The 25,157-nt window shown below is 63.6% G+C and carries 24 protein-coding genes; 6 read left to right on the top strand and 18 right to left on the bottom strand.

From position 1 onward, the window contains the following. Positions 1 to 76: 76 nt before the first annotated feature. From M3I54_RS32565 to M3I54_RS32540, 6 genes are all read left to right on the top strand, one after another. Positions 77 to 1,639 carry a 3-hydroxyacyl-CoA dehydrogenase gene (locus M3I54_RS32565; RefSeq protein WP_254343238.1) on the top strand — a complete coding sequence of 521 codons (1,563 nt, stop codon included), beginning with the start codon at positions 77 to 79 and terminating at the stop codon, positions 1,637 to 1,639. Beyond that, positions 1,636 to 2,424, top strand: coding sequence for an oxepin-CoA hydrolase, alternative type (locus tag M3I54_RS32560; protein WP_254343237.1), 789 nt, complete (start codon positions 1,636 to 1,638; stop codon positions 2,422 to 2,424). The genes M3I54_RS32565 and M3I54_RS32560 overlap by 4 nt, the downstream gene beginning before the upstream one ends. Before the next feature lie 31 nt (positions 2,425 to 2,455). Further along, the gene (locus tag M3I54_RS32555) at positions 2,456 to 3,175 is read left to right on the top strand and encodes a histidine phosphatase family protein (RefSeq protein ID WP_254343228.1); all 720 of its coding nucleotides are present in this window, start codon (positions 2,456 to 2,458) and stop codon (positions 3,173 to 3,175) included. 42 nt (positions 3,176 to 3,217) lie between these two features. Further along, positions 3,218 to 4,336 (top strand): phosphotransferase, encoded by a 1,119-nt coding sequence (locus M3I54_RS32550; protein ID WP_254343226.1) that lies wholly within the window; start codon positions 3,218 to 3,220, stop codon positions 4,334 to 4,336. Positions 4,337 to 4,413: 77 nt separating this feature from the next. Further along, on the top strand, positions 4,414 to 5,673 hold the full coding sequence (locus M3I54_RS32545) for an acyl-CoA dehydrogenase family protein (protein ID WP_254343224.1): 1,260 nt from the start codon (positions 4,414 to 4,416) through the stop codon (positions 5,671 to 5,673). A gap of 146 nt (positions 5,674 to 5,819) precedes the next feature. Beyond that, positions 5,820 to 6,521 carry a glutathione binding-like protein gene (locus M3I54_RS32540; protein ID WP_028205659.1) on the top strand — a complete coding sequence of 234 codons (702 nt, stop codon included), beginning with the start codon at positions 5,820 to 5,822 and terminating at the stop codon, positions 6,519 to 6,521. Between the two features lie 79 nt (positions 6,522 to 6,600). Here the strand turns inward: M3I54_RS32540 and M3I54_RS32535 are convergent, their stop codons facing one another. The 18 genes from M3I54_RS32535 to M3I54_RS32450 all read right to left on the bottom strand — a co-directional run bounded on the left by M3I54_RS32535 (position 6,601) and on the right by M3I54_RS32450 (position 25,157). Beyond that, on the bottom strand, positions 6,601 to 7,053 hold the full coding sequence (locus M3I54_RS32535) for a MaoC family dehydratase (protein WP_254343255.1): 453 nt from the start codon (positions 7,051 to 7,053) through the stop codon (positions 6,601 to 6,603). Between the two features lie 14 nt (positions 7,054 to 7,067). Continuing rightward, on the bottom strand, positions 7,068 to 7,526 hold the full coding sequence (locus M3I54_RS32530; RefSeq protein ID WP_254343222.1) for a MaoC family dehydratase: 459 nt from the start codon (positions 7,524 to 7,526) through the stop codon (positions 7,068 to 7,070). Between the two features lie 38 nt (positions 7,527 to 7,564). Beyond that, on the bottom strand, positions 7,565 to 8,692 hold the full coding sequence (locus M3I54_RS32525; RefSeq protein ID WP_254343221.1) for an acyl-CoA dehydrogenase family protein: 1,128 nt from the start codon (positions 8,690 to 8,692) through the stop codon (positions 7,565 to 7,567). Between the two features lie 11 nt (positions 8,693 to 8,703). Beyond that, a complete protein-coding gene (locus M3I54_RS32520) occupies positions 8,704 to 9,912 on the bottom strand; it encodes an acyl-CoA dehydrogenase family protein (protein WP_254343219.1) in 1,209 nt (402 codons plus the stop codon). Between the two features lie 67 nt (positions 9,913 to 9,979). Beyond that, positions 9,980 to 10,414, bottom strand: a complete 435-nt coding sequence (locus M3I54_RS32515) for a DUF1178 family protein (RefSeq protein WP_254343218.1) — start codon at positions 10,412 to 10,414, stop codon at positions 9,980 to 9,982. Between the two features lie 234 nt (positions 10,415 to 10,648). Continuing rightward, positions 10,649 to 11,239, bottom strand: a complete 591-nt coding sequence (locus M3I54_RS32510) for an NUDIX domain-containing protein (RefSeq protein ID WP_254343217.1) — start codon at positions 11,237 to 11,239, stop codon at positions 10,649 to 10,651. Between the two features lie 129 nt (positions 11,240 to 11,368). Continuing rightward, entirely contained in the window at positions 11,369 to 11,671 is a 303-nt protein-coding gene (locus M3I54_RS32505; protein WP_254343216.1) for a DUF2818 family protein, read from the bottom strand. After that, on the bottom strand, positions 11,671 to 13,143 hold the full coding sequence (gene nuoN / locus M3I54_RS32500) for an NADH-quinone oxidoreductase subunit NuoN (protein ID WP_254343215.1): 1,473 nt from the start codon (positions 13,141 to 13,143) through the stop codon (positions 11,671 to 11,673). The genes M3I54_RS32505 and nuoN overlap by 1 nt, the downstream gene beginning before the upstream one ends. Positions 13,144 to 13,168: 25 nt before the next feature. After that, positions 13,169 to 14,668 carry an NADH-quinone oxidoreductase subunit M gene (locus M3I54_RS32495; RefSeq protein WP_254343214.1) on the bottom strand — a complete coding sequence of 500 codons (1,500 nt, stop codon included), beginning with the start codon at positions 14,666 to 14,668 and terminating at the stop codon, positions 13,169 to 13,171. Between the two features lie 23 nt (positions 14,669 to 14,691). Beyond that, positions 14,692 to 16,755, bottom strand: a complete 2,064-nt coding sequence (nuoL, locus tag M3I54_RS32490; RefSeq protein ID WP_254343212.1) for an NADH-quinone oxidoreductase subunit L — start codon at positions 16,753 to 16,755, stop codon at positions 14,692 to 14,694. 11 nt (positions 16,756 to 16,766) lie between these two features. After that, positions 16,767 to 17,072 carry an NADH-quinone oxidoreductase subunit NuoK gene (nuoK, locus tag M3I54_RS32485; RefSeq protein ID WP_006052894.1) on the bottom strand — a complete coding sequence of 102 codons (306 nt, stop codon included), beginning with the start codon at positions 17,070 to 17,072 and terminating at the stop codon, positions 16,767 to 16,769. Between the two features lie 17 nt (positions 17,073 to 17,089). Then, entirely contained in the window at positions 17,090 to 17,785 is a 696-nt protein-coding gene (locus M3I54_RS32480) for an NADH-quinone oxidoreductase subunit J (protein WP_254343210.1), read from the bottom strand. A 175-nt stretch (positions 17,786 to 17,960) separates the two neighbouring features. Then, on the bottom strand, positions 17,961 to 18,449 hold the full coding sequence (gene nuoI / locus M3I54_RS32475; RefSeq protein ID WP_254343209.1) for an NADH-quinone oxidoreductase subunit NuoI: 489 nt from the start codon (positions 18,447 to 18,449) through the stop codon (positions 17,961 to 17,963). Between the two features lie 15 nt (positions 18,450 to 18,464). Beyond that, positions 18,465 to 19,529 (bottom strand): NADH-quinone oxidoreductase subunit NuoH, encoded by a 1,065-nt coding sequence (gene nuoH, locus M3I54_RS32470; protein ID WP_254343206.1) that lies wholly within the window; start codon positions 19,527 to 19,529, stop codon positions 18,465 to 18,467. Beyond that, a complete protein-coding gene (gene nuoG, locus M3I54_RS32465; RefSeq protein WP_254343204.1) occupies positions 19,530 to 21,863 on the bottom strand; it encodes an NADH-quinone oxidoreductase subunit NuoG in 2,334 nt (777 codons plus the stop codon). A gap of 103 nt (positions 21,864 to 21,966) precedes the next feature. Next, positions 21,967 to 23,295, bottom strand: coding sequence for an NADH-quinone oxidoreductase subunit NuoF (gene nuoF, locus M3I54_RS32460; RefSeq protein ID WP_254343202.1), 1,329 nt, complete (start codon positions 23,293 to 23,295; stop codon positions 21,967 to 21,969). Further along, on the bottom strand, positions 23,292 to 23,777 hold the full coding sequence (nuoE, locus tag M3I54_RS32455; protein WP_254343200.1) for an NADH-quinone oxidoreductase subunit NuoE: 486 nt from the start codon (positions 23,775 to 23,777) through the stop codon (positions 23,292 to 23,294). The genes nuoF and nuoE overlap by 4 nt, the downstream gene beginning before the upstream one ends. A 126-nt stretch (positions 23,778 to 23,903) precedes the next feature. Next, positions 23,904 to 25,157 carry an NADH-quinone oxidoreductase subunit D gene (locus M3I54_RS32450; RefSeq protein ID WP_133182092.1) on the bottom strand — a complete coding sequence of 418 codons (1,254 nt, stop codon included), beginning with the start codon at positions 25,155 to 25,157 and terminating at the stop codon, positions 23,904 to 23,906.

The raw sequence follows: 25,157 nt of genomic DNA, 5'->3' as shown, positions 1-25,157 counted from the left end.
TATCGAAACTGCCGAACCGTTTTCATAAAATTGTACGAGCGTGCTATTCTAGGCCAATCATGGAGCCAGGCTTCCAATGACTTCACATCATTTCAACATTGAGACAATCGGCATAGTCGGCACCGGCGCGATGGGCCGCGGTATCGCCCAGATCGCCGCACAGGCGGGCCTCTCGGTGCGCCTCTACGACACGAACCCGCAGGCGGTCGCCGCCGCGCGCGATTATCTCGCCGACACCTTCGCGAAACTCGCGGCAAAAGGCAAGCTCGACGAGGCCGCCGCCAAGGCCGCGCTCGAACGCGTGAGCGGCGCGCACACGCTCGATGAACTCGCGCTCTGCGATCTCGTGATCGAGGCGATCGCCGAGAATCTCGAGGCCAAGCGTACGCTCTTTCGCGAGCTCGAAACCGTGGTGAGCGAGCGTTGCCTGCTCGTCTCGAACACCTCTTCCCTCTCCATTACCGCCATCGCTGCCGCGTGCAGCGATCCATCGCGCGTCGCGGGCTATCACTTCTTCAACCCCGTGCCGCTCATGAAGGTGGTCGAAGTGATCGACGGCCTGCGCAGCGATCCCGCGGCCGGCGACGCGCTCATGGCGCTCGCGCGCCGCATGGGCCACACGCCAGTGCGCGCGAAGGACATGCCCGGCTTCATCGTCAATCACGCGGGCCGCGGCATGAATACCGAAGGCCTGCGCGTGGCGGGCGAAGGCGTAGCGAGCTTCGTCGAGATCGATCGCATCATGCGTGAGCAGGCGGGCTTTCGCCTCGGACCGTTCGAGCTGCTAGACCTCACCGCGCTCGATGTCTCGCATCCGGTGATGGAGTCGATCTATCACCAGTTCTATGAGGAGCCGCGCTTCACGCCCTCGCCCATTACCGGCGTGCGGCTTGCGGGGGGCCTCGTCGGCCGCAAAGCCGGTGAAGGCTTCTATCGCTATGTCGATGGCAAGCAGGAGGTGCCCGACGAGCCCGCTGCGCCCACAGCGCTGCCCGCGCGCGTCTGGGTGAGCCGCCGCAACGCCGCCGCGCGTGACGCCGTGCTCGCGCTCGCAGCGAAAGCGGGTGTGCCCATCGACCAAGGCGATACACCGGCAGCGGACTCGCTGATCGTCGTCGCGCCGCTCGGCCTCGACGCCACGACCGCCGCGCTCGACGAGCAGCTCGACGCGAGCCGCGTCGTCGCCATCGACACGCTGTTCCCGCTCGGCACCGCGAAGCGCCGCACGCTGATGACGACACCCGCCACCACGCGCGAAGCATGCGAAGCGGGCCACGCGTTCTTCGCCGCCGACGGTGTGCCAGTCACCGTGATCCGCGATTCGACGGGCTTTGTCGCGCAGCGTATCGTCGCGACGATCGTCAACATCGGTTGCGACATCGCGCAAAAGCAGATTGCCACGCCCCGCGACATCGACCTCGCGGTCACGCTGGGCCTGGGCTACCCGCGCGGCCCGCTCGCGCTCGGCGACGCGCTGGGCGCGCGCACGATCCTCACGATCCTGCGCAACATCCACAGCGTGCTCGGCGAGCCGCGCTATCGCCCGTCGCCGTGGCTCGCGCGCCGCGCGCAGCTCGGCCTTTCGCTGACGCACGCCGAAGCAGCAGACATCAACGCATCGAACGAGGCTCCGCAATGAGCGCAGAACTCCGCAGCACCCGCCCGCAAGGCCACGAATCGACACTCGTCCTCACGCTGTCGAACCCCGGCGCACGCAACGCGCTGCATCCCGACATGTACGCCGCCGCCGTCGAAGCCTTCGACGCCGCCGAGCGCGACCCGTCGCTGCGCGCGATCGTCCTCACGGGCGCCGACAACTTCTTCTGCGCGGGCGGCAACCTCAACCGCCTGCTCGAAAACCGCGCGAAGGACCCTTCGGTGCAGGCCGCCAGCATCGACATGCTCGCTGCGTGGGTCACCGCGATGCGCCAGTCGAGCAAGCCGATCATCGCGGCCGTGGAAGGCGCGGCCGCCGGCGCGGGCTTCTCGCTCGCGCTCGCCGCCGACCTGCTCGTCGCCGCCGACGATGCGAAGTTCGTCATGGCCTATTCGCGTGTGGGTCTGACGCCCGACGGCGGCGGCTCGTGGTTCCTCGCGCGCTCGCTGCCGCGCTCGCTCGCGTTCGAGCTGATGGTCGAAGGCAAGCCGATCGGCGCGGCGCGTCTCGCGGAACTGGGCGTCGTGAACCGGCTCGCGAAGCCGCACACGGCGCTCGATACGGCGCTTGCCTGGGCCGACGAACTCGCGAAGATCTCGCCGAATTCGGTCGCGCGCATCAAGGGTTTGACGAACGTCGCGGACACGCAACCGCTCGACGCGCAGCTCGCTGCGGAGCGCGAAAGTTTCGTCGCGTCGCTGCATCACCGCGACGGCCTCGAAGGCATTACCGCGTTCCTCGAAAAACGCGCCCCTGTCTACAAGTAAATCCGCTTCTATCCGCACGAGCGGCACACCCATGACCGAATACCAGTTGCCCGCGCGCCGGCGCCTCTACGTGATGCGTCACGGCGACGTCACCTACTTCGACGAGACGGGTCGCGCAATCGACCCGGACACGGTGCCGCTCAACGAGAACGGCCGCGCCCAGGCAACCGCCGCCGGCGAAGCGTTCGCCCTGCAGGGGGTGCGTTTCGATCGCGTGATCGTGAGCGGACTGCGCCGCACGGTCGAGACTGCGCAGCGCGTGCTCGCGGCAACCGGTCAGTCGATTGAACTCGAAGTGCAGAGCGCGTGGGAAGAGATTCGCGGCGGCCGTCTCGCCGCCATTCCCCCCGCTGAAGTCGAAGCCGCCTTTCTGCGCGTGTTCGACGGCATCGTGCCGGAAGACACGCGCTTTCTCGGCGGTGAGACCATCGGCGAGCTGCTCGACCGCGTGCTGCCGCCGCTCGATGCACTGCGCGCCGACCGTTCGTGGGACTCGGCACTGCTCGTGCTGCACGGCGGCGTGAACCGCGCGATTCTTTCGCATGCGATCACGGCGGGCGGACGCGCATTCTTCGGCCATCTCGCGCAGGCCACGGGCTGCATCAACGCACTCGATGTCGGCGCCGCGCCGCGAGACTGGGTCGTGCGCATGCTCAACCACGCGCCGCCCTCGCCGCTGCACCGCGACACCCGCAACACGACGATGGAGATGCTGTACGCGCAGTACCTGCGCTATAAACCGCGCGGCTGACGCGCGGCGACCCACAGGAGAATCAGGAGAAGGGAGACGAATATGGCGCAAGCCACCCCGGATGGAGACACGCAAAACAACGCGCAACCGCGCCCCGACTACTCGGCGTTCGAAGGTACGCGCCCGGTTGCCGAGCGCCAGCGCTTCGACACCGAGGCGCTGGGCACCTGGCTCGCCGCTCACGTGGAAGGCTTCAAAGGCCCCCTCACGATCGAGCAGTTCGCCGGCGGCCAGTCGAACCCGACGTTCAAGCTCGTCACACCCGGCCGCACCTACGTGATGCGCGCGAAGCCGGGACCCAAGGCGAAGCTGCTGCCGTCCGCGCACGCGATCGAACGCGAATACCGCGTGATGGACGCGCTCGCCGCAACCGACGTACCGGTCGCAAAAATGCTCGCGCTCTGCGACGACGAAGCGGTGATCGGCCGTGCGTTCTACGTGATGGAGTTCGTCGAGGGGCACGTGCTCTGGGACCAGTCGCTGCCCGGCATGACGCGCGAGCAACGCGGCGCGATCTACGACGAGATGAACCGTGTGATCGCCGCGCTCCACAACGTGAAACCCGACGCCGTGGGCCTCGCCGATTACGGCAAGCCAGGCAATTATTTCGCACGCCAGATCGATCGCTGGAGCCGCCAGTATCAGGCCTCGGAAACGGAGTGCATCGACGCCATGCATCACCTGATCGAATGGCTGCCGCAGCACATGCCCGATGATGCGGGCTCACGCGTATCCATCGTGCATGGCGACTATCGCCTCGACAACCTGATCTTTCACCCGCACGAGCCGCGCGTGCTGGCCGTGCTCGACTGGGAGCTCTCCACACTCGGCGACCCGCTCGCCGACTTCTCCTATCACTGCATGGCCTGGCACGTCGATCCCGCGCAGTTCCGCGGCATTGCCGGGCTGGACTGGCAGGCGCTCGGCATTCCCGACGAGGCGCAGTACGTCGCGCGCTATTGCGAGCGCACCGGCCTCGAGATTCGCGGCGACTGGAACTTCTATCTTGCGTACAACATGTTCCGGATCGCGGCGATCCTGCAGGGCATCATGAAACGCGTGGTGGACGGCACAGCCGCGAGCGCGCAGGCAATCGACGCAGGGCGCCGCGCGAGGCCGATGGCGGAGCTCGCCTGGCGCTACGCGCAGAAGGTTCGCTGAAACGCGTTCGAGAAACGACTTACTTTTCATTGTCACTGTCACTGTCACTGTCACTGCATCGCATTGCGAGGTTACCGATGAATTTCGATTACTCCCCGAAAGTGCAGGCGCTGCGCGAGAAACTGCTCGCGTTCTTCGACGAACACATCTATCCGAACGAAGCCGTTTTCCACGAGGAAGTCGAGCGCAATCGCGCGAATGGCAACGCGTGGGTGCCCACGGAGATCGTCGAGCAGTTGAAGGAAAAGGCGCGCGCGGCTGGGCTGTGGAACCTGTTCCTGCCTGCCTCCGAACGCGGCGCGGGCCTCACGAACCTCGAATATGCGCCACTGTGCGAAATCATGGGCCGCGTGCACTGGGCACCTGAAGTGTTCAACTGCAGCGCGCCCGACACCGGCAACATGGAAACCATCGAGCGCTACGGCAGCGAGGCGCACAAGCAGCAATGGCTCGCGCCGCTGCTGGCAGGCCAGATCCGCTCCGCCTTCCTGATGACCGAGCCCGACGTGGCCTCGTCGGACGCGACGAACATCCAGACGCGCATCGAGCGCGACGGCGATGACTACGTGATCAACGGCACGAAGTGGTGGTCGTCGGGTGCGGGCGACCCGCGCTGCGCGATCTACATCCTGATGGGCAAGACCGATCCCGATGCGCCGCGCCATGCTCAACAGTCGATGATCCTTGTGCCCTCGGACTCGGCCGGCATCACCGTGCGCCGCCCGCTCACCGTGTTCGGCTACGACGACGCGCCGCACGGCCATATGGAGATCACGCTCGAAAACGTGCGCGTGCCCGCTGCGAACATTTTGCTCGGCGAAGGCCGCGGGTTCGAGATCGCGCAAGGGCGACTGGGACCGGGCCGCATTCACCACTGCATGCGTCTCATCGGCCTCGCGGAACGCGCACTCGAATTCATGGCGAAGCGCGCCCTTTCACGTGTGGCATTCGGCAAGGCAGTCGCCCAGCAGACCGTCACGCAGGAGCGCATTGCCGAAGCGCGCTGCATGATCGAACAGGCCCGGCTGCTCACGCTCAAGACCGCATACATGATGGATACCGTCGGCAACAAGGGCGCGCGCGGTGAGATCGCCATGATCAAGGTGGTGGCGCCGAACATGGCCTGCCAGGTGATCGACTGGGCCATGCAGGTGCACGGCGCGGCGGGCGTGAGCGGCGACTTCCCGCTGGCGTACTCGTACGCTTCGGCGCGCACGCTGCGCTTCGCCGACGGCCCCGACGAAGTGCACCGCAACGCCATCGCCAAGCTCGAACTCGCGCGCCATATGGACGCGGGAGCGGCGTCGCGCGTAGAGATGCCGGTCACGCGTTCGTAGGTCCGCGCAAGTCCACAAGCGCAGCAGGGGCGCTCTTGCGCCCTCTGCGAGCGACGCCGATCTATGCTAATTTGCGCCAGATCGGGCGTCGCGGAAGACTATCCAGACTTTCGCGGCGCCTTCTTTCATGGTGCCAAGGAGCCACGATGATCGACGTCTACAGCTGGGCCACGCCGAACGGTCACAAAGTCCATATCATGCTCGAGGAAACCGGCCTCGAATACCGGGTGCATCCGGTCGATATCGGTGCAGGCGACCAGTTCAAGCCCGAATTCCTCGCCATCAGCCCGAACAACAAGATTCCCGCCATTACCGACTCCGAAGGCCCGCGCCGCGCCGACGGCCAGCCGTTCTCGCTGTTCGAGTCGGGCGCGATCCTGATCTACCTCGCCGCGAAAACCGGCCGCTTCATGCCTGAGGACCTCGCCGCGCGCTACGACGTGCTGCAATGGGTGATGTTCCAGATGGGCGGCCTCGGCCCCATGCTCGGCCAGGCGCACCACTTCCGCATCTATGCGCCCGAGAAGATCGACTATGCGGTCAATCGCTACACGAATGAAGCGAAGCGGCTCTACAACGTGATGGAAACGCAGCTGGAAAAGACCGAGTATCTGGCCGGCGACGAGTACACCATCGCGGATATCGCCGCGTTCCCGTGGACGCGCTCCTGGCAAAACCAGGGCATCGATCTCGATTCGCTGCCCAACGTGAAGCGCTGGCACGAAACGATCGCGGCGCGGCCGGCGGTCAAGCGCGGCGTGGAAGTGCTCGCCAATGCGCGCAAGCCGCTCATGGACGACAAGGCGAAGGAGATGCTGTTCGGCGCGACGCAGTACGCCAGGCACTAATTGCGCTGAAGCCCGGGCAAAACTAAAGGGGCGCCCGCCTTGCAGCGGAGCGCCCCTTTTCGTTCATCGCGCAACAAACCTAGAAGTAGTGCCGCGTGATGAACTCGGCCACGCATGCGGGCCGCTCGCTGCCTTCGCGCTCGATACTCACATCCCACGCGACCTGCACGCCGCCGCCTTCCACGTCGCTCACTTCTTTCACCGCGATACGTGCACGCACCTTCGCGCCCACGGGCACCGGCTGCGTGAACCTCACGCGGTTGAGCCCGTAGTTCACGCCCATGCGCTGGCGCATGTGCAGTGTTCCTCCGAGCAGCACAGGAATCAGCGAAAGCGTGAGGAAGCCATGCGCAATCGGGCCGCCAAACGGCGACTCGCGGCGCGCACGTTCGGCGTCGATGTGGATCCACTGGTGGTCGCCCGTGGCGTCGGCGAAACCGTGTACGTCCGCCTCGCTCACCTCGCGCCAGCCGCTCACGAACGGCCCCGCGCCGATCAGCGCGCGCAACGCCGCCGCGTCGGCAATCTGCATGACATCGCTTTCGCTCACGTTGCGCTCCCTGGATGGCGAAGGCCGAACAGTGCCTTCGAACGCACGGTCACGATCAGTTCGCCGTGCTGGTTGTGACCTTCCCACTGCGTTTCGACGATGCCGCGATCGGGCTTGCTCGCCGAAACACGCTTGCTCAGGATCGCGTTCGTCATCGTCAGCGTGTCGCCCACGCGCGTGGGCTTGAGCCAGCGGATCTCGTCGACGCCGGGCGAGCCCATCGAGGTCGAGTCCTTGAGAAAATTGCGCACGAGCATGCCCATCATGACCGAGCAGGTATGCCAGCCGCTCGCGACGAGGCCGCCGAACATCGACGCCTCGCCGCCCGCTTCGCTCATGTGGAACGGCTGCGGATCGAACTGCTCCGCGAAATGCACTACCTCGTCGCGCTTAAAAGTGTGGGAACCGACCACATAGCGCTTGCCTACTTCGAGATCTTCGTAACTCACGCCCATCCGTATTCTCCACTGATGTTACCTGCTGCCGCCACGCATTACGCTGCCTGCGCGAAACCGGGCAGCGAGGCGAAGCGTTCAAGATGATGATCGACATCACCGAGCGTCGTTTCGATGATCGCGAGACGCTTGAACAGATGCGCGGCCGCCACTTCGTTGGTGACACCCATGCCGCCGTGCAACTGCACAGCCTGCTGGCCGATGAAACGCGCCGCCTGCCCCACGCGCACCTTCGCTGCCGAGATCGCGCGGCGCCGCTCTTCGGCCGATTCGCTACTGTAACGCGCGGCGGCGAGGTAAGTCAGCGAGCGGGCCTGCTCGGCGTGGATCAGCATTTCTGCCATGCGGTGCTGCAGCGCCTGGAAGCGCGCGATCGGCACACCGAACTGTTGACGCGTCTTCGTGTACTCGACCGTTGCATGGTTAAGCGCGTCCATTGCACCCACGGCTTCCGCGCACAGCAGGAAGGTGGCGTAGTCGGCAATCTTCTCCCACGTCGCCGCGCCGGCGTGCGCGTCGCCAAGACGGCGCGCGTGCGCTTCCTTGAAGGTCAGCGTCGCGGCGCGCTGGCCGTCGATCGTGCGGTAATCGCTCACCTCGACACCCTTCGCGTCCCGAGCGACGACGAAGAGCGCGAGCTCCCCAGCGAACCGCGCCGGCACGATCCAGTGGTCGGCCTGGGCGCCGTGTTGCACGACCGACTTCGTGCCGGTGAGCGCGAAGCCGTCGCCGGTTTCCTTCGCCTGCGTTTCCAGCGAGAACAGGTCGTAGCGCGACTGCGGCTCGTGGAACGCGGCAGCAAGCTTGATCTCGCCCGAGGCCACGCGTTCGAGCAACGCCGCGTTTTCCGGATTGGCCGCACCGCCCGCGAGCTTGAGCGCCTCGACGCCCACCGCGGTTGCCCAGTACGGCTCGACCACGAGCGCGCGGCCCAGCTCCTGCATGACGACGAGCATGTCGAATGGCGCGCCGTCGAAGCCGCCCTGCTCCGCCGGTACCGGCAGCGCGGTCAGTCCAAGTTCGACGAACGCGTTCCAGTGCTGCTCCGAAACGCCAGCGGGCGCCTTCACGATCGCCTGGCGCGCTTCGAAGCCGTAGTTCTTGTCGAGATAGCGACGCAACGCGTCGGCGAGTTGCTGTTGTTCTTCGGTGAAATTGAAGTTCATGGCGCCGCTCCTCAAATCCCCAGAATCATCTGCGAGATGATGTTCTTCTGAATTTCGTTCGATCCGCCGTAGATCGACGTCTTGCGATAGTTGAAGTAGTACGCCGCGAGTGGTGCCGCGTCGTCGTCGCCGCCTGCCGCGTGTTCGTGCTCGCCTTCGAGGAAGGCCGGATCGAACGGCGCCGCAAGCGGGCCGACCGCGTCGACCATCAGTTCGGTCAGCGCCTGCTGGATCTCCGTGCCCTTGATCTTGAGCATCGACGCTTCGGGACCAGGGCCGCGTCCGTTGGACGCGCTCGCGATCACGCGCTCGGCGGTGACTTCGAGCGCCATCAGCTCGATTTCGACGGCTGCCACGCGCGCCGCGAACACGGGATCTTCGAGCAGCGGCTTACCGTGCTTCTTCTGCTCGAGGGCGACGCCCTTGAGGAATGCGAGCTCGCGGTTCGACGCGCCCACGCGCGCAATGCCCGTGCGTTCGTGGCCGAGCAGATACTTCGCGTAGGTCCAGCCGCGGTTCTCCTCGCCAACGAGATTTTCGACGGGCACCTTCACGTCTTCAAAAAATACTTCGTTAACCTCATGATCTTCATCGAGCGTGATGATCGGACGCACGGTGATGCCGGGCGTTTTCATGTCGATGAGGAGAAACGAAATGCCTTCCTGTTTCTTGGCAGCAGGATCGGTGCGCACGAGGCAGAACATCATGTCGGCGTACTGGCCGAGCGTGGTCCAGGTCTTCTGTCCGTTCACGACGTAGTGATCGCCTTCGCCGCTTTTCACAAGAACGGCACGCGTGCGCAACGACGCGAGGTCGGATCCCGAGCCCGGCTCGGAGTAGCCCTGGCACCACCAGTCTTCGCCGGAAAGGATGCGCGGGAGATAGCGGCGCTTCTGGGCCTCGTTGCCATATTTCATGAGCACGGGCGCGACCATCGACACGCCGAACGGCAGTACCGGCGGCGCGCCGATGCGGCCGCACTCGGCATCCCAGATATGGCGTTGCGTTTCGGTCCAGCCGGGCCCGCCCCACTCCGCGGGCCACGCAGGCGCGGACCAGCCCTGCTTGCCTAGCAGCTTGTGCCAGTTGGCAATGTCGTCGCGCGAGAGGCGTTTGTGGTTGAGAACCTTGTCGCGTATCGCTTGAGGCAGATTGGCCTCGAGCCAGGCGCGAATTTCGGCGCGAAATGCGTCGTCAGCGGGGGTGTAGTCCAGATCCATGCGCAATGTCTCCTGGCCGCGGCCGGTGCGGAGCGTTCCCCGCGCCGCGGCGAAGACCCGCATGGCGTTATTGCAGCGGACCCTTCAACGCGGCCGGAACCGGCAGCGGCATCACATCGATGCCTTCTTCGACGAGAGCTTGCGCATCGTCCGCGGAAGCGACTCCACGGATGCTGCGCGACGGCGCTTCGTTGTAGTGAATGCGCCGCGCCTCCTCGGCGAAACGGTCGCCTACGTTCTCCGTCTTCTCGAGGACCTCGCGGATTACACGCATCGCATGCGCCTGCCATTGCGCTGCCTGCTCGTGCGGCGACGCTTTCGGCGTTTCGCTCGCGCCGGACAGGTTCAGCCGGGGCGCGGACGGCAAGCGGGTCACGTGGGTGGCGCCGCACATCGGACATTCGACCAGCTTGCGGGACAGTTGCGACTCGAAGTCGTCAACCGATGCGAACCAGCCTTCAAACCGATGGCCGTCTGGACACTGTAAATCGAGGACCTTCATGGGGAATCGAGGCTTGCGATGAGTTTAGCGCAAATCGTAAATTTGTGAACGACCGTTCGAAAAAAATCCTGCGGCCACCCACCGGGGATTTTCCCGGGGGTTCGATTGTAGCGCCGCTCGGGCCGGCGCGCTGAAGGTGCTTCGACGCGTGTTCTGCTTCGGGTGCACGCAGAAGCGACAACGGCGGCCACGAGGGCCGCCGTTGATCGGGAGTTCGCTGCACCGCGTAGCGTGTCAGCCCTGTTCTGCCTTCGCGAGCGGCCACGCGCCCGACAGCGCCTTTTCGAGCCAGAACGTGCCGACGATCGTCTTCACGTCGGTGATCTTGCCCGTTCGCACCCATTCGAGCAGTTCGGGAACCGTCGCCGTGAAGGTTTCGAGAAACTCGCCGTCATCGAGTTTGGCCGCGCCTGCGGTCAGCCCGCGTGCGAGGTAAATGTCGATGAACTCGGTCGAGTACGAGATCACGGGATGGATCTGCGCGAGATACACATACTCGCGCGCCGTATAGCCCGTCTCCTCCTTCAGTTCGCGGATCGCGCAGGCAAGCGCACCCTCCTGCGGATCGAGCTTGCCCGCGGGGAATTCGGTCATCACGCGCGAAAGCGGATAGCGGTACTGGCGCTCCATCAGCACGCGACCGTCGTCGAACAGCGGGATGACCATCACCGCGCCAGGATGCTGGACGAACTCGCGCGTGGCGTGTTTGCCGTCCGGCAGCGCGACGGTGTCGCGCTTCAGGGTAAGAAAATTGCCCGCGTAGAGCGTCGTGCTTTCCACGCACGTCTCGGCGAGCGCCGGGTCGTGTTGATGATGTTCAGCCATAGTCAGCCTCGTGGGTGCTCAGAAAAATCGGGTAGCCGCGGGCGCGCCGCTTGAAGTGAAATCGGCCAAACTGCGGGCCGGACTGCGGGTCGCACGACGCGTGCCGGCCGCGGGGGCCGGCTACGCGCGTCACGCCGGGCGGCGTTTGACGAGATATTGCCAGGTGAAGCCGGGGAACGCGAACACGACAAAAAGACTGAAGGTGATCGCGTAGAACTGCCAGCCCTGGTCAAAACGATTGCCAGCGCGCGCCTCCAGCAGGAAGCCGAACGTACCGACCACAACATACAGCACGATCATTTCAGCGATGCGAATCCACGCACTCTTCTTCGGTGCGCGAAGCGGCACGACGCCGAACAATCGCTGGTTGAGGAACGGCAGGTTGGCGCCCGCGAGCGCCAACAGCACAATGAACCAGCCCGCTGCCGACATTAGAGCGGCAGCGTATGCGTGACAGCCTGCAGGCAGATCGACATCAGCGGGCCAGGAAGGATACCCAGCACGAGCACCGCCACGCCGTTGAGCGTGAGCAGCGCGCGGTTGGATGCGTGGCCCTCGATCGGTGCGTCGTCCTGCGGTGCGTCGAAGTACATCAGCTTGACGATACGCAGGTAGTAGAACGCGCCGAACAGCGACGTGATCACGGCGAGCACGGCAAGCCACGTGAGGCCCGCGTTCATGGTCGCTTCGAGCACAGCGAGCTTCGCGTAGAAGCCAACGGTCGGCGGAATGCCGGCGAGCGAGAACATCATGAGCATCATGACGAACGCGAACACCGGGCTGCGCTGGTTAAGGCCCTTGAAGTCGTCGATCGTTTCCGCTTCGAAATCGCGGCGGGACAGCAGCATCACCACACCGAACGCGCCGAGGGTCGTGATCAGATAGACGATGCTGTAGAACATGGCCGAGCTGTATGCGCTGGCCGCACCCGTCGCCTTGTTGTCGACGATGCCGGCGAGCAGGCCGAGCAGCACGAAGCCCATGTTCGAGATGGCCGAGTACGCGAGCATGCGCTTGATGTTGCGCTGGACGATACCCGTAATGTTGCCGACGATCATCGAGAGTGCCGCGAGGATGATCAGCATCTCCTGCCAGTCCACTGCCAGCGGCAGCAGGCCCATCACGAGAAAGCGCACGGCCCACGCGAATGCCGCGACCTTCGGGCCGCCGCCGGTGAGCAGCGTCATCGCCGTAGGCGCGCCTTGATAGACGTCGGGCACCCACATGTGGAACGGCACCGCCCCCATCTTGAACGCCACGCCCGCGACGATGAACACCACGCCGAACAGCAGGACGATATCGTTGATGTGGCCCGAAGCCACGGCCTTAAACACTTCGTTCAGCTCGAGCGAGCCGGTCGCGCCGTACAGCATCGAGATGCCATAGAGCAGGAAGCCGGAAGCGAGCGCACCCAGCACGTAGTACTTCATGGCCGCTTCGTTCGACTGCGCCGCGTCACGACGCAGTGCGATGACCGCGTAGAGCGAGAGCGACATCAGCTCGAGGCCGAGGTACAGCGTGAGGAAGTTGTTGCCCGAGATCATCGTGAGCTGGCCGAGCAGCGAGAACAGGCCAAGCAGGAAGAACTCGCCCCGGAACATGTCGCGGTCTTCGAGATACTTGCGCGAGTACACGATCGACACGGCGTAGCCGAGCGTCACCACCGCCTTCATGGCGCTCGCGAACGGATCGACCACGTACATGCGCGTGAAGTAGTAGTACACGTGTGGATCGAACGCGTCCACCGCGAACCAGATACCGGCTATGACCGTGGTCAGCAGCGCGATGAAGTAGGTCGTGCGCCGGCCTTCAGGACCGGTGAACGTGTCGTTGAGCCACGCGACGACGAGGCCGGTCATCACCAGGCCGTCGGGCAGCAGAGCGTACATAGGGGCGTTTGGCATGATCTTTTGTTCCTCCGCTCGGGTATTACTGTGACAGCGGCAGTTTCGACACTGCGACGTGGGAGAGGAGGTTTTCCACGGAAACGTGCATCACATCGGTAAAGGGCTTCGGGTAGATGCCCATGAAAAGCGTGAACAGCGCGAGCACCGCAAGCATGAAGTATTCGCGACTGTTGATGTCCTTTAGCTCGCGAACGTGGTCGTTCGCGATGGCGCCGAAGTACACCCGCTTGTACATCCACAGCGTATAGGCCGCGCCCAGGATCAGCGTGAACGCCGCCCCAAAAGCGATCCAGAAGTTGTACTGCACGGCTGCCAGAATCACCATGAATTCGCCGACGAATCCCGAGGTGCCCGGCAGGCCGCAGTTGGCCATGGCGAACAGCATGACCAGCGCCGCGAACTTCGGCATGGTGTTGACCACACCGCCGTAATCCGCGATATCGCGTGTGTGCATGCGGTCATACAGCACGCCGATGCACAGGAACATGGCGCCCGAGACGAAACCGTGCGAAATCATCTGGATGATCCCGCCTTCCATCGCGAGCTGGCTCGACGGGCCGAACATAAAGAAGCCGAGCGTGACGAAGCCCATGTGGGCAATCGACGAGTACGCGACCAGCTTCTTCATGTCCGCCTGCACCATCGCCACGAGGCCGATGTAGATCACGGCGATCAAGGACAGCGTGATGATGACCGGCGCCAGGTAGTGACTCGCGTCCGGCGTGACCGGCAGTGAGAAACGCAGGAAACCGTACGCGCCGAGCTTGAGCATGATCGCGGCCAGCACAACCGAGCCGCCCGTGGGCGCTTCGACGTGTGCGTCCGGCAACCACGTGTGAACCGGCCACATCGGCACCTTGACGGCGAACGCGAAGAAGAATGCGATGAACAGCAAGATTTGCGGCGTCATGGCGATCTTCGCGGCCTGCCAGGCGGCGAGGTCGAAGGTCCCGGTAATGCGGTACAGGTACAGCAATGCGACCAGCATGAGCAGCGAGCCGGCCAGCGTGTAGAGAAAGAACTTGAACGCCGCGTACACGCGATTCGGGCCGCCCCACACACCGATGATGATGTACATCGGAATGAGCGTGGCTTCGAAGAACACGTAGAACAGCAGACCGTCAGCGGCGCAGAAGACGCCGATCATGATGCCCGACAGGATGAGGAACGACGCGTAATACTGCGCGACGTTCTTCGTGATGACCTGCCAGCCCGCGATCACGACGATCACGGTGATGAGCGCCGTCAGCACGACGAACCACATCGCGATGCCGTCGACGCCCAGGTGATACGAAATATTGAACCGATCGATCCAGACCGACTTCTCCTCGAACTGCAGGGAAGCCGTGGTCGTATCGAAGCCCGCAACGAGCGGAAGGGTGACGAGGAAACTAAGCACCGAACCGATGAGTGCGAGCCAGCGGTCCGCACTCGGGTTCCGACGGGAACCCACTACAAGAACGATGATGCCGAATACGATCGGCATCCAGATCGCAATACTGAGAATCGGAGTTGCGTGCATGCGTTTCCTCGCCTTATTTTGCCTTATTTGCCGCCGAGCGTTACAAACAGGGTAAGGAGGCCAAGCATGCCGATGATCATGGCAAATGCGTAGTGGTAGATATAGCCGGATTGCAGGAACCGAATCACAGTTGCAAACCAGCCGATAAACTTGGCGCTCCCGTTCACGACGCCGTCGATCACGACGACATCACCCTCCTTCCACAGACCGCGACCGATCGCGACTGCTCCGCGAGCGAAGACGATTTCGTTGATCTTGTCGAGGTAGTACGCGTTTGCCAGCAGCTTGTAGACCGGCGAGAAAGTGCGCGACACGACGGCCGGCAGTTCCGGGCGCTTCATGTAGAAGAACCACGCCACCACCACACCCGCGAGTGCGAGCCACACCGGCAGACCCGAGAACGCATGTGCGCCCATCGCGGCCCAGCCCTGGAATTCCTTGCCCATCTCCATGAGCGCTTCGTGGTTCTCGCCAACGAAGATGACGTTTTGGAACGCCACGCCATGCGAGAAGAAATCACCGAAGAGCAGCGGCTGGATCGCAAACGCACCGGCGATCACCGAAGGAATCGCGAGCAGAACGAGCGGCACCCAGATGACCCACGGTGACTCGTGCGGCACGTGTACGTGGTGTTCGTCGTGACCGTGGCCGTGATCGCCGTGACCGCTGTGGGCAGCGTTAGCGGCTTCGATCGCCATCGGCGATTCCGGATGCTTCGGACCGCGGAAGCGCTCTTCACCGTGGAACACGAGGAAGTACATACGGAACGAGTACAGCGCCGTGACGAACACGCTGGCGACCACCGCGAAGTACGCGAAGCCCGAACCCGGCAGGTGCGAGAGCTTCACGGCGTCGATGATCGAATCCTTCGAGTAGAAGCCCGAGAAGAACGGCGTGCCGATCAGCGCGAGCGAACCGATGAGCGAGGTGATCCACGTAATGGGCATGTACTTGCGCAGGCCGCCCATGTTGCGCATGTCCTGATCGTGGTGCATGCCGATGATGACCGAACCCGCGCCGAGGAACAGCAGCGCCTTGAAGAACGCGTGTGTCATCAGATGGAAGATCGCGACCGGGTAAGCCGAGACGCCGAGCGCCACGGTCATGTAACCGAGTTGCGAAAGCGTCGAGTACGCGACCACGCGCTTGATGTCGTTCTGCACGACGCCAAGGAAGCCCATGAAGAGCGCGGTAATGGCGCCGATCACGACGATGAACGAAAGCGCGGCTTCCGAAAGTTCGAACAGCGGCGACATGCGCGCGACCATGAAGATACCGGCCGTCACCATGGTTGCCGCGTGAATCAGCGCGGAGATCGGCGTCGGGCCTTCCATCGAGTCCGGGAGCCAGACGTGCAGCGGGAACTGCGCCGACTTACCCATTGCGCCGATGAAGAGGCAGATACACGCAACGGTGAGCAGGTTCCACGAGGTGCCCGGGAACGTCAGCGCGGCGATTTCATGCCCCTTCGCGAACACGTCGTTGTAGTTGAGCGAGCCGCCGTATGCGAGCAGCAGGCCGATGCCGAGCAGGAAGCCGAAGTCGCCCACGCGGTTCACGAGGAACGCCTTCATGTTCGCGTAGATGGCGCTTTCACGCTTGAAGTAGAAGCCGATCAGCAGGTACGAGACGAGACCCACCGCTTCCCAGCCGAAGAACAGCTGCAGGAAGTTGTTGGCCATCACGAGCATCAGCATCGAGAACGTGAAGAGCGCGATGTACGAGAAGAAGCGCTCGTAGCCCTCTTCGTCCGCCATGTAGCCGATCGTGTAGATGTGCACCATCAGGGACACGAAGGTCACGACGACCATCATGAGCGCCGTCAACGAGTCGATGAGGAAGCCCACTTCGAACTTCAGGCCGCCAACCGACATCCATTCGTAGACGGTCGCGTTGAAGCTCGCACCGCCCATCACGTCGAACAACGTGATGCACGAAAGCACGAACGCAATCGCGACGCCAAGAATGGTCACCGTATGCGCGCCCGCGCGCCCGACCGTTTTGCCGAACAAACCGGCAATGAGAGAACCGGCGAGAGGCGCCAGCGGGATCGCCAGCAATAAGGTTTCGTTGAGTGTTGTTGCCATAGCAGCCTGCCTTAGCCTTTGAGCTGATCGAGGTCCTCGACGTTGATCGTGTCGAGGCTGCGGAACAGAGTCACAAGAATAGCCAGACCAATCGCGGCTTCCGCTGCCGCAACAGTTAGCACGAAGAACACGAAAATCTGTCCGTGAACGTCACCGAGATAATGCGAGAACGCGACGAAGTTCGTGTTCACCGCTAACAGCATCAGCTCAATCGCCATCAGGATGATGATGACGTTGCGCCGATTGAGAAAAATGCCAACGATCGAGATCGCAAAAAGGATCGCGCCGAGGACGAGGTAATGGGCCAGTGTCAGCATGGTTCGCTCCTTCGCGCTTAGCTCTTCGTTGCCGGTGCGGCCGGTGCGGCACCCGCCGCAGGCGCAGCCCCGGCTTCGGCTTGCGCCGGTTCCGCCGGCTCCGGCACTTCCACGACGGCCTGCATCTTCACGAGGCGCACGCGGTCCTCGCGACGCACCTTGACCTGCTTCGACACGTCCTGACGCTTCGAGTCCTTCGGCTCGCGCACAGTCAGCGCGACGGCCGCGACGATCGCCACCAGCAGCACGAGGCCGGCGACTTCGAAGGCGAAGATGTAGTCGGTGTAGATGATCTTGCCGATCAGGTGCGCATTCGAGATCGCGGCGGCAGCGGCCGGCGTGGTGTCGGGCACCGGCGTGCTCGTCGCGCCGAAGCCGTGCCACAGGATCAGCGCGGTCTCGACCACGATGATCGCGCCCACGATGGTCGCCACCGGGATGAAGCGCTTGAAGTCGCGGCTCAGCACGTCGACGTTGATGTCCAGCATCATCACCACGAACAGGAACAGCACCATCACCGCGCCCACGTAGACGAGCACCAGCAGGATCGCGAGGAATTCGGCCTCGAGCAGCATCCAGATCGCGGCCGCGTTGAAGAACGCGAGCACGAGGAAGAGCGCAGACGCGACAGGATTGCGCGAAGTGATCACCTTCAGCCCTGACAGCGTGAGCAGCAGCGCGAAGATGTAGAACAGGACGGTCGTGAATTCCATGATTACTGGTTCATCGTTGAGGCCTTCGTGAGGCGGATTGCGCGGCGCAGACTGGCGGCCAGACCAGGGAGCGTCGCGCCGCGGCGGTCAGGCTGCGGTAAAGCGCGGGTGTTCGACACACGCGTTCCCCACAGCCGGCCCGAACCGCGGGCCGATGCAGCGTCAAACTGAAAGATCAACGGTACGGTGCATCCGCTGCCTTGCTCGCCGCGATCTGCGCTTCAAAGCGATCGCCAACGGCCAGCAGCATATCCTTCGTGAAATACAGATCGCCGCGCTTCTCGCCGTGATACTCGAGAATGTGCGTTTCGACGATCGAGTCGACCGGGCAGCTCTCTTCGCAGAAACCGCAGAAGATGCACTTGGTCAGGTCGATGTCGTAACGCGTCGTACGGCGCGTGTTGTCCTCGCGCACTTCCGATTCGATCGTGATCGCGAGCGCGGGGCACACGGCCTCGCACAGCTTGCACGCGATGCAGCGCTCTTCGCCATTTTCATAGCGGCGCAGCGCGTGCAAACCCCGAAAACGCGGGGACATAGGCGTCTTTTCTTCCGGGAACTGCACGGTGAACTTGCGCTTGAAGGCGTAACGCCCCGTCAGCGCGAGCCCTTTGAGCAGCTCGGTCAGGAAAAACGTCTTGAAGAAGTTTTGGATAGCGTTCATGGTTGTGTTCGCCCCTTATTTCCAGATGCTCAACGGCGACATGTACCAGAAGCCGACCACGATCAGCCATACGATGCACACCGGAATGAACACCTTCCAGCCGAGACGCATGATCTGGTCATAGCGATAGCGCGGGAACGTCGCGCGGGCCCAGATGAAGACCGACAGCAGGCAGAAGACCTTCAACACCAGCCAGAACACGCCCGGGATGAAGTCGAGGAACCCGAACGGGGCGCTCCACCCGCCAAGGAACAGCACCGAGGCGAGCGCCGAGATCACGATCATGTTGATGTACTCGGCGAGGAAGAACAGCGCGAACGCCATACCCGAGTAATCGATCATGTGACCCGCGACGATTTCCGACTCCCCTTCCACCACGTCGAACGGGTGGCGGTTCGTTTCGGCAATGCCCGAGATGAAGTAGACGACGAACATCGGCAGGAGCGGCAGCCAGTTCCACGAGAGGAACGTAATGCCCCAGTTTGCGAACATGCCGCGCATCTGGCCTTCGACGATCACAGAAAGATTCAGGCTGCCCGACACCATCAGCACGACGACGAGCGCGAAGCCCATCGAAATTTCGTACGAAACCATCTGCGCCGCGGCGCGCATGGCGCCGAGGAACGCGTACTTCGAGTTCGACGCCCAGCCCGCCAGAATCACGCCGTACACGCCGATCGACGAGATCGCCATCGCGTAGAGCAGGCCCGCGTTGATGTCGCCGAGCACCGCGCCCGCCTGGAACGGAATCACCGCCCAGACCGCGAAGGCCGGCACCACCACCATGATCGGCGCGACCATGTAGATCCAGCGGCTCGCCTGCGCAGGCTGAATCACTTCCTTGAGCAGGAGCTTCAGCACGTCGGCGATTGGCTGCAACAGACCTGCGGGGCCCACGCGATTCGGACCGATACGCACGTGCATCCAGCCGATCAGCTTGCGCTCCCAGAGGATCAGGTACGCCACGCACAGCAGGATCACCACCGCGACGACGAGAATGCGCACCAGCGCCCAGACGGTGGGCCATGCCACGCCGAGCAGCTGGCTGCCGCCTGCATTGATCGTATCGAACAAGCTCATTTACGCCTTCTCCACCAGCAGTTCACCGAACAGGCTGCCGAGTTGCGCACCGGCAGGCGTCGCCGCCGACACGCGCACCACCGTCGGCGCAAGATTCGCATCGCGCGTCGCGGGCGCCGTTACCGACAGATCGCCCTGGCGCACGCGCACGGCGTCGCCTTCCTTCAGGCCGAGCTGGTCGAAGTATGCCGCCGGCAGGCCGATCGCGTTCGCCACGCGGGCAGCCATGGTGAGCTGCAGCGCTTCGCCGCGGCGCGCGATTTGATCGGCGTGGTAGATCGGTACGTCGGCGATGCGCTCGAAGCGGCCTTCCGCGGCCTTCGCGAGGCTGCCGCGCGCAACCGCGGCGCCGGCCTTGTTCGACAGACGACCTTCGAAGCTGCCGTCGCCGAGCGCCTTGCGGCGCACTTCTTCGGCGGTATCGTATTCGAAACCCTTGGCGCCCAGCAGCGTGCCGAGCACGCGCAGGACCTTCCACGCCGGACGCGTGTCGCCGAGCGGGCGCACGACGCCGTTGAAGATCTGAGCCGTACCTTCGGCGTTGATGAAGGTACCCGAGGTTTCCGTGTACGGTGCGATAGGCAGCAGCACGTCTGCGTAGTCGAGGCCCGTCTTGTACGGCGAGAACACGGCGACCATTTCGGCCTGCGCGAGCGCGGCACGCGCGGCGGCCGGGTTAGCCGTATCGAATTCCGGCTCGACGTTGAAGAGCAGATAGCCCTTGCGCGGCTGCTCGAACGCTTCGCGTGCGTTCAGGCCGTCGCGGCCCGGCAGTACGCCGGCGATATGCGCGCCGACCGTGTTGGCCGCTTCCGTGAGGAAGCCAAGCGTCGCGCCCGTCGTTTCGGCGATGAACTGCGCGGCTGCGTGCAGGCGCGAGAATTCCGGATGCTGGACCGCCGCGTTGCCGAGCAGCACGTAGCGTCGCTCGCCGTTCGCAAGCGATGCGGCGACCTGCTTCGCGGCTTCAGTCACCTGCGCGCCCGCGAAGCCTTCCGGCATCGCAACGCCCTTCGCCTCGGCCACAGCCGCTGCGATTGAAGCGAGTTCGTCGAGCCATGCCGAGGGCGCGGCGACGATGCGCTGCGCGTTCGGGATCAGCGAGCCGTCAGCGGTGGCTTGCAGGAAGCTGACCTGTGCACCGCCCTTCGCAGCCTGGCGCAGACGCGCGGCGAACAGCGCGTGATCGCGGCGCAGGAACGAACCGATCACGAACGCCGAGTCGGCATACGAGAGTTCCGCGATCTTCGTGCCGAGCCACGGCGCGCCTTCGAGCGGCGCCGAGAAGTCGCTCTGGCGCAGGCGGAAGTCGACGTTCGGCGTGCCGATCGCGTCCGCGAACTGCTTCGCGAGATAGAGTTCTTCGAGCGTGCTGTGCGGGCTCGCGAGCAGCGCGAGCTGGTTCTCGCCGTGCTCGTCGCAAATGCCCTTGATGCCCTTCACGACGTATTCTAGCGCGGTCTGCCAGTCGGTCTCGATCCACTCGCCGCCCTGCTTGATCATCGGGCGCGTGAGACGGTCTTCGCTGTTCAGGCCTTCGTACGAGAAGCGGTCCTTGTCCGAGATCCAGCATTCGTTGATGGATTCGTTCTCGAACGGCAGCACGCGCATCACGCGATTGTTCTTCACCTGCACGACGAGGTTCGCACCCGTTGCGTCGTGCGGGCTCACCGACTTGCGGCGCGACAGTTCCCACGTCCGCGCCGAGAAACGGAACGGCTTGCTCGTGAGCGCGCCGACCGGGCACAGGTCGATCATGTTGCCCGAGAGTTCCGAGTCGACCGTCTTGCCGACGAACGAGGTGATTTCCGAGTGCTCGCCGCGGCCGAGCATGCCGAGCTCCATCACACCGGCGATTTCGTCGCCGAAACGCACGCAGCGCGTGCAGTGGATGCAGCGCGACATCTCTTCCATCGAGATGAGCGGACCGACGTTCTTGTGGAACACCACGCGCTTTTCTTCGCTGTAGCGCGACGCGGACTTGCCGTAGCCGACGGCCAGATCCTGGAGCTGGCATTCGCCGCCCTGATCGCAGATCGGGCAGTCAAGCGGGTGGTTGATCAGCAGGAATTCCATCACGGCTTGCTGACCCTGCACGGCCTTGTCCGACATGGTGCGCACGACCATGCCTTGCGACACCGGCGTCGCGCACGCGGGCACGGCCTTCGGCATCTTCTCGACATCGACGAGACACATCCGGCAGTTGGCCGCGATGGAGAGCTTCTTGTGATAGCAGAAGTGCGGGATGTACGTGTCCACGCGCTGAGCAGCCTGGATCACCATGCTGCCCTCGGGCACCTGCACCTTCTTGCCGTCTATTTCAAGTTCAACCATGATGGTTAATCGTCCCTAACCTGTTACCGCTCAATTTCACAGCGGCATTCCCCGATGCGTCGTGCTACGCGGTTCGCACACAACGCGCTGTCTTGACTCGCTGTCAGGCGGCCACCGTTTCCGATGCCGCGTGCGAGCCGGCATGACCGCCGACGAGACAACGCTTGTTGTGCACGTGATATTCGAATTCGTCCCAGTAGTGCTTGAGCATGCCGCGCACCGGCATGGCCGCCGCGTCGCCGAGCGCGCAGATCGTGCGACCCATGATGTTGCCCGCCACCGAGTTCAGCAGGTCCAGGTCTTCCTGGCGGCCCTCGCCGTGCTCGATGCGGTTGACCACGCGGTACAACCAGCCCGTGCCTTCGCGGCACGGCGTGCACTGGCCGCACGACTCTTCGTAATAGAAGTACGAGAGGCGCAGCAGCGAGCGCACCATGCAGCGCGTTTCGTCCATGACGATGACGGCGCCCGAGCCGAGCATCGAGCCCTGCTTGGCGATGGAGTCATAGTCCATGTCCGTCTGCATCATCAGGTCACCCGGAATGACCGGCGCCGACGAGCCGCCCGGAATCACGGCCTTCAGTTTCTTGCCGCCGCGCATGCCACCAGCCAGCTCCATGAGCGTCGCGAATGGGGTACCGAGCGGGATCTCGTAGTTGCCCGGACGCTCCACGTCGCCCGAGATCGAGAAGATCTTCGTGCCGCCGTTGTTCGGCTTGCCGAGTTCCATGTACGTCTGCGGACCCACGGTCAACAGGAACGGCACCGCGGCGAAAGTCTCGGTGTTGTTGATCGTGGTCGGCTTGCCGTACACGCCGAAGCTCGCCGGGAAAGGCGGCTTGAAGCGCGGCTGACCCTTCTTGCCTTCGAGCGACTCGAGCAGCGCGGTTTCCTCGCCGCAGATGTACGCGCCATAGCCATGGTGCGCGTGCAGCTGGAACGAGAAGTCCGTGCCGAGAATGTTGTCGCCGAGATAGCCCGCCTGGCGCGCTTCTTCCAGCGCTGCCTCGAAGCGGCGATACACCTCGAAAATCTCGCCGTGGATGTAGTTGTAGCCCACGGTGATCCCCATCGCGTACGCGCCGATGGCCATGCCCTCGATCACGCTATGCGGATTCCAGCGCAGGATGTCGCGGTCCTTGAACGTGCCAGGCTCCCCCTCGTCCGAGTTGCAGACGAGATACTTCTGCCCCGGGAACTGACGCGGCATGAAGCTCCACTTCAGGCCGGTCGGGAATCCCGCGCCGCCGCGGCCGCGCAGACCGCTCGCCTTCACGTCGGCGATCACCTGCTCGGGCGGAATCTTTTCTTCGAGAATACGGCGCAGCTGCTTGTAGCCGCCGCGCGCGACGTAGTCTTCGAGATGCCAGTTCTCGCCGTTGAGGCCCGCGAGAATCAGCGGTTTGATGTGACGGTCGTGCAACGAAGTCATTTCGAAAGCTCCTCGAGCAGCTGGTCGATCTTCTCGCGGCTCATGAAGCTGCACATGCGGTGATTGTTCACGAGCATCACCGGTGCATCGCCGCACGCGCCCATGCACTCACCTTCTTTCAAGGTGAACTTGCCGTCGGACGTGGTTTCGCCGAAGTCGATACCGAGCTTCTGCTTCAGGTATTCGGCGGCGCTCTCCGAGCCGCCTTCCGGGCCGAGCTGGCACGGCAGATTCGTGCAGAGCGTGATCTTGTGCTTGCCGACGGGCTTCGTCTCGAACATCGTGTAGAACGTGGCGACTTCCTGGACCGCGACAGGCGGCATGCCAATGTAGTCGGCCACGAACTGCATGATTTCGGGCGACAGCCAGCCATGCTCTTCCTGAGCAACGGCCAAAGCCGCCATCACGGCGGACTGTCGCTGATCGGCGGGGTACTTCGTCAACGCGCGATCGATTTCTTTCAGGCCTTCAGCTGAGATCATTTTCAGACACGACTCTTTCAATTCCTACCGAACGAAAACCTGCCGCGCGTTTTCAACCATTCGCTGCGACAGACGTGGCGTTCCATGCTGCGTGCGCCCGGGACCGGGCGCACCCTACTGCGCGCCTTAGCGGTCGATTTCACCGAACACAATGTCCTGCGTGCCGATGATCGTGACCGCGTCGGCAATCATGTGGCCGCGCGCCATTTCATCGAGCGCGGACAAGTGGGCATAACCCGGCGCGCGGATCTTCAGACGATACGGCTTGTTCGCGCCATCTGACACCAGGTAGATGCCGAATTCACCCTTCGGATGTTCGACGGCAGCGTACGCCTCGCCTTCAGGCACGTGGAAGCCTTCCGTGAAGAGCTTGAAGTGGTGAATCAGCTCTTCCATGTTGGACTTCATGTTCACGCGCGAGGGCGGCGCAACCTTGTGATTGTCGATCATCACGGGGCCGGGATTCTTGCGCAGCCACTCAATGCACTGTTTCGCGATGCGAGTGGACTGGCGCATTTCTTCGACGCGCACGAGATAACGGTCGTAGCAGTCGCCGTTCACGCCCACCGGAATGTCGAAGTCCATCTGGTCGTAGACTTCGTACGGCTGCTTCTTGCGCAGGTCCCACTCGATGCCCGAACCGCGCAGCATCGCACCCGTGAGGCCAAGCTGCATGGCGCGCTCGGGGCTCACCACGCCGATACCGACGAGACGCTGCTTCCAGATACGGTTGTCGGTGAGGAGCGTTTCGTACTCGTCGACGCAACCGGGGAAGCGCGTAAAGAAGTCGTCGATGAAGTCCAGCACCGAGCCCTGGCGCGCCTCGTTCATGCGGGCGAGCGCTTTCTCGTTGTGAATCTTCGACGCCTTGTATTGCGGCATTGCGTCGGGCAGATCGCGATACACGCCGCCCGGACGGTAGTACGCCGCGTGCATGCGCGCACCCGAGACCGCCTCATAGACGTCCATCAGGTCTTCGCGCTCGCGGAACGCGTAGAGGAACACCGCCATCGCGCCGACGTCGAGCGCGTGCGAGCCGATCCACATGAGGTGGTTCAGCACGCGCGTGACTTCGTCGAACAGCACGCGGATGTACTTCGCGCGGATCGGCACTTCAATGCCGAGCAGCTTTTCAATGGCAAGCACATAGCCGTGCTCATTGACCATCATCGACACGTAGTCGAGACGGTCCATGTACGGCACCGACTGGATGAACGTCTTGCTTTCGGCAAGCTTTTCCGTCGCGCGATGCAGCAGGCCGATGTGCGGATCGGCGCGCTGGATCACTTCGCCGTCGAGCTCGAGCACGAGGCGCAGCACACCGTGCGCTGCCGGGTGCTGCGGGCCGAAGTTGAGCGTGTAGTTCTTGATCTCTGACAT

This window comes from Paraburkholderia sp. CNPSo 3274, from assembly GCF_024206475.1.
GTDB lineage: Bacteria > Pseudomonadota > Gammaproteobacteria > Burkholderiales > Burkholderiaceae > Paraburkholderia.
Note: the sequence above shows the minus strand (reverse complement) of the source record. Positions and strands in the feature narration are given on the sequence as shown.

Bases quoted from the DNA above. Each gene is read 5' to 3' on its own strand.
- M3I54_RS32555 (WP_254343228.1), top strand. From the start codon at position 2,456: ATGACCGAATACCAGTTGCCCGCGCGCCGGCGCCTCTACGTGATGCGT.
- nuoL (WP_254343212.1), bottom strand. From the start codon at position 16,755: ATGGCAACAACACTCAACGAAACCTTATTGCTGGCGATCCCGCTGGCG.
- M3I54_RS32480 (WP_254343210.1), bottom strand. From the start codon at position 17,785: ATGGAATTCACGACCGTCCTGTTCTACATCTTCGCGCTGCTGCTCACG.
- M3I54_RS32515 (WP_254343218.1), bottom strand. From the start codon at position 10,414: ATGAAGGTCCTCGATTTACAGTGTCCAGACGGCCATCGGTTTGAAGGC.
- nuoN (WP_254343215.1), bottom strand. From the start codon at position 13,143: ATGCCAAACGCCCCTATGTACGCTCTGCTGCCCGACGGCCTGGTGATG.
- M3I54_RS32545 (WP_254343224.1), top strand. From the start codon at position 4,414: ATGAATTTCGATTACTCCCCGAAAGTGCAGGCGCTGCGCGAGAAACTG.
- M3I54_RS32560 (WP_254343237.1), top strand. From the start codon at position 1,636: ATGAGCGCAGAACTCCGCAGCACCCGCCCGCAAGGCCACGAATCGACA.
- M3I54_RS32530 (WP_254343222.1), bottom strand. From the start codon at position 7,526: ATGGGCGTGAGTTACGAAGATCTCGAAGTAGGCAAGCGCTATGTGGTC.
- M3I54_RS32565 (WP_254343238.1), top strand. From the start codon at position 77: ATGACTTCACATCATTTCAACATTGAGACAATCGGCATAGTCGGCACC.
- M3I54_RS32520 (WP_254343219.1), bottom strand. From the start codon at position 9,912: ATGGATCTGGACTACACCCCCGCTGACGACGCATTTCGCGCCGAAATT.
- nuoF (WP_254343202.1), bottom strand. From the start codon at position 23,295: ATGACTTCGTTGCACGACCGTCACATCAAACCGCTGATTCTCGCGGGC.
- M3I54_RS32525 (WP_254343221.1), bottom strand. From the start codon at position 8,692: ATGAACTTCAATTTCACCGAAGAACAACAGCAACTCGCCGACGCGTTG.
- M3I54_RS32535 (WP_254343255.1), bottom strand. From the start codon at position 7,053: ATGCAGATTGCCGACGCGGCGGCGTTGCGCGCGCTGATCGGCGCGGGG.
- M3I54_RS32505 (WP_254343216.1), bottom strand. From the start codon at position 11,671: ATGTCGGCAGCGGGCTGGTTCATTGTGCTGTTGGCGCTCGCGGGCGCC.
- M3I54_RS32450 (WP_133182092.1), bottom strand. From the start codon at position 25,157: ATGTCAGAGATCAAGAACTACACGCTCAACTTCGGCCCGCAGCACCCG.
- M3I54_RS32510 (WP_254343217.1), bottom strand. From the start codon at position 11,239: ATGGCTGAACATCATCAACACGACCCGGCGCTCGCCGAGACGTGCGTG.
- nuoG (WP_254343204.1), bottom strand. From the start codon at position 21,863: ATGGTTGAACTTGAAATAGACGGCAAGAAGGTGCAGGTGCCCGAGGGC.
- nuoE (WP_254343200.1), bottom strand. From the start codon at position 23,777: ATGATCTCAGCTGAAGGCCTGAAAGAAATCGATCGCGCGTTGACGAAG.
- nuoH (WP_254343206.1), bottom strand. From the start codon at position 19,529: ATGAGCTTGTTCGATACGATCAATGCAGGCGGCAGCCAGCTGCTCGGC.
- nuoK (WP_006052894.1), bottom strand. From the start codon at position 17,072: ATGCTGACACTGGCCCATTACCTCGTCCTCGGCGCGATCCTTTTTGCG.
- M3I54_RS32540 (WP_028205659.1), top strand. From the start codon at position 5,820: ATGATCGACGTCTACAGCTGGGCCACGCCGAACGGTCACAAAGTCCAT.
- M3I54_RS32550 (WP_254343226.1), top strand. From the start codon at position 3,218: ATGGCGCAAGCCACCCCGGATGGAGACACGCAAAACAACGCGCAACCG.
- M3I54_RS32495 (WP_254343214.1), bottom strand. From the start codon at position 14,668: ATGCACGCAACTCCGATTCTCAGTATTGCGATCTGGATGCCGATCGTA.
- nuoI (WP_254343209.1), bottom strand. From the start codon at position 18,449: ATGAACGCTATCCAAAACTTCTTCAAGACGTTTTTCCTGACCGAGCTG.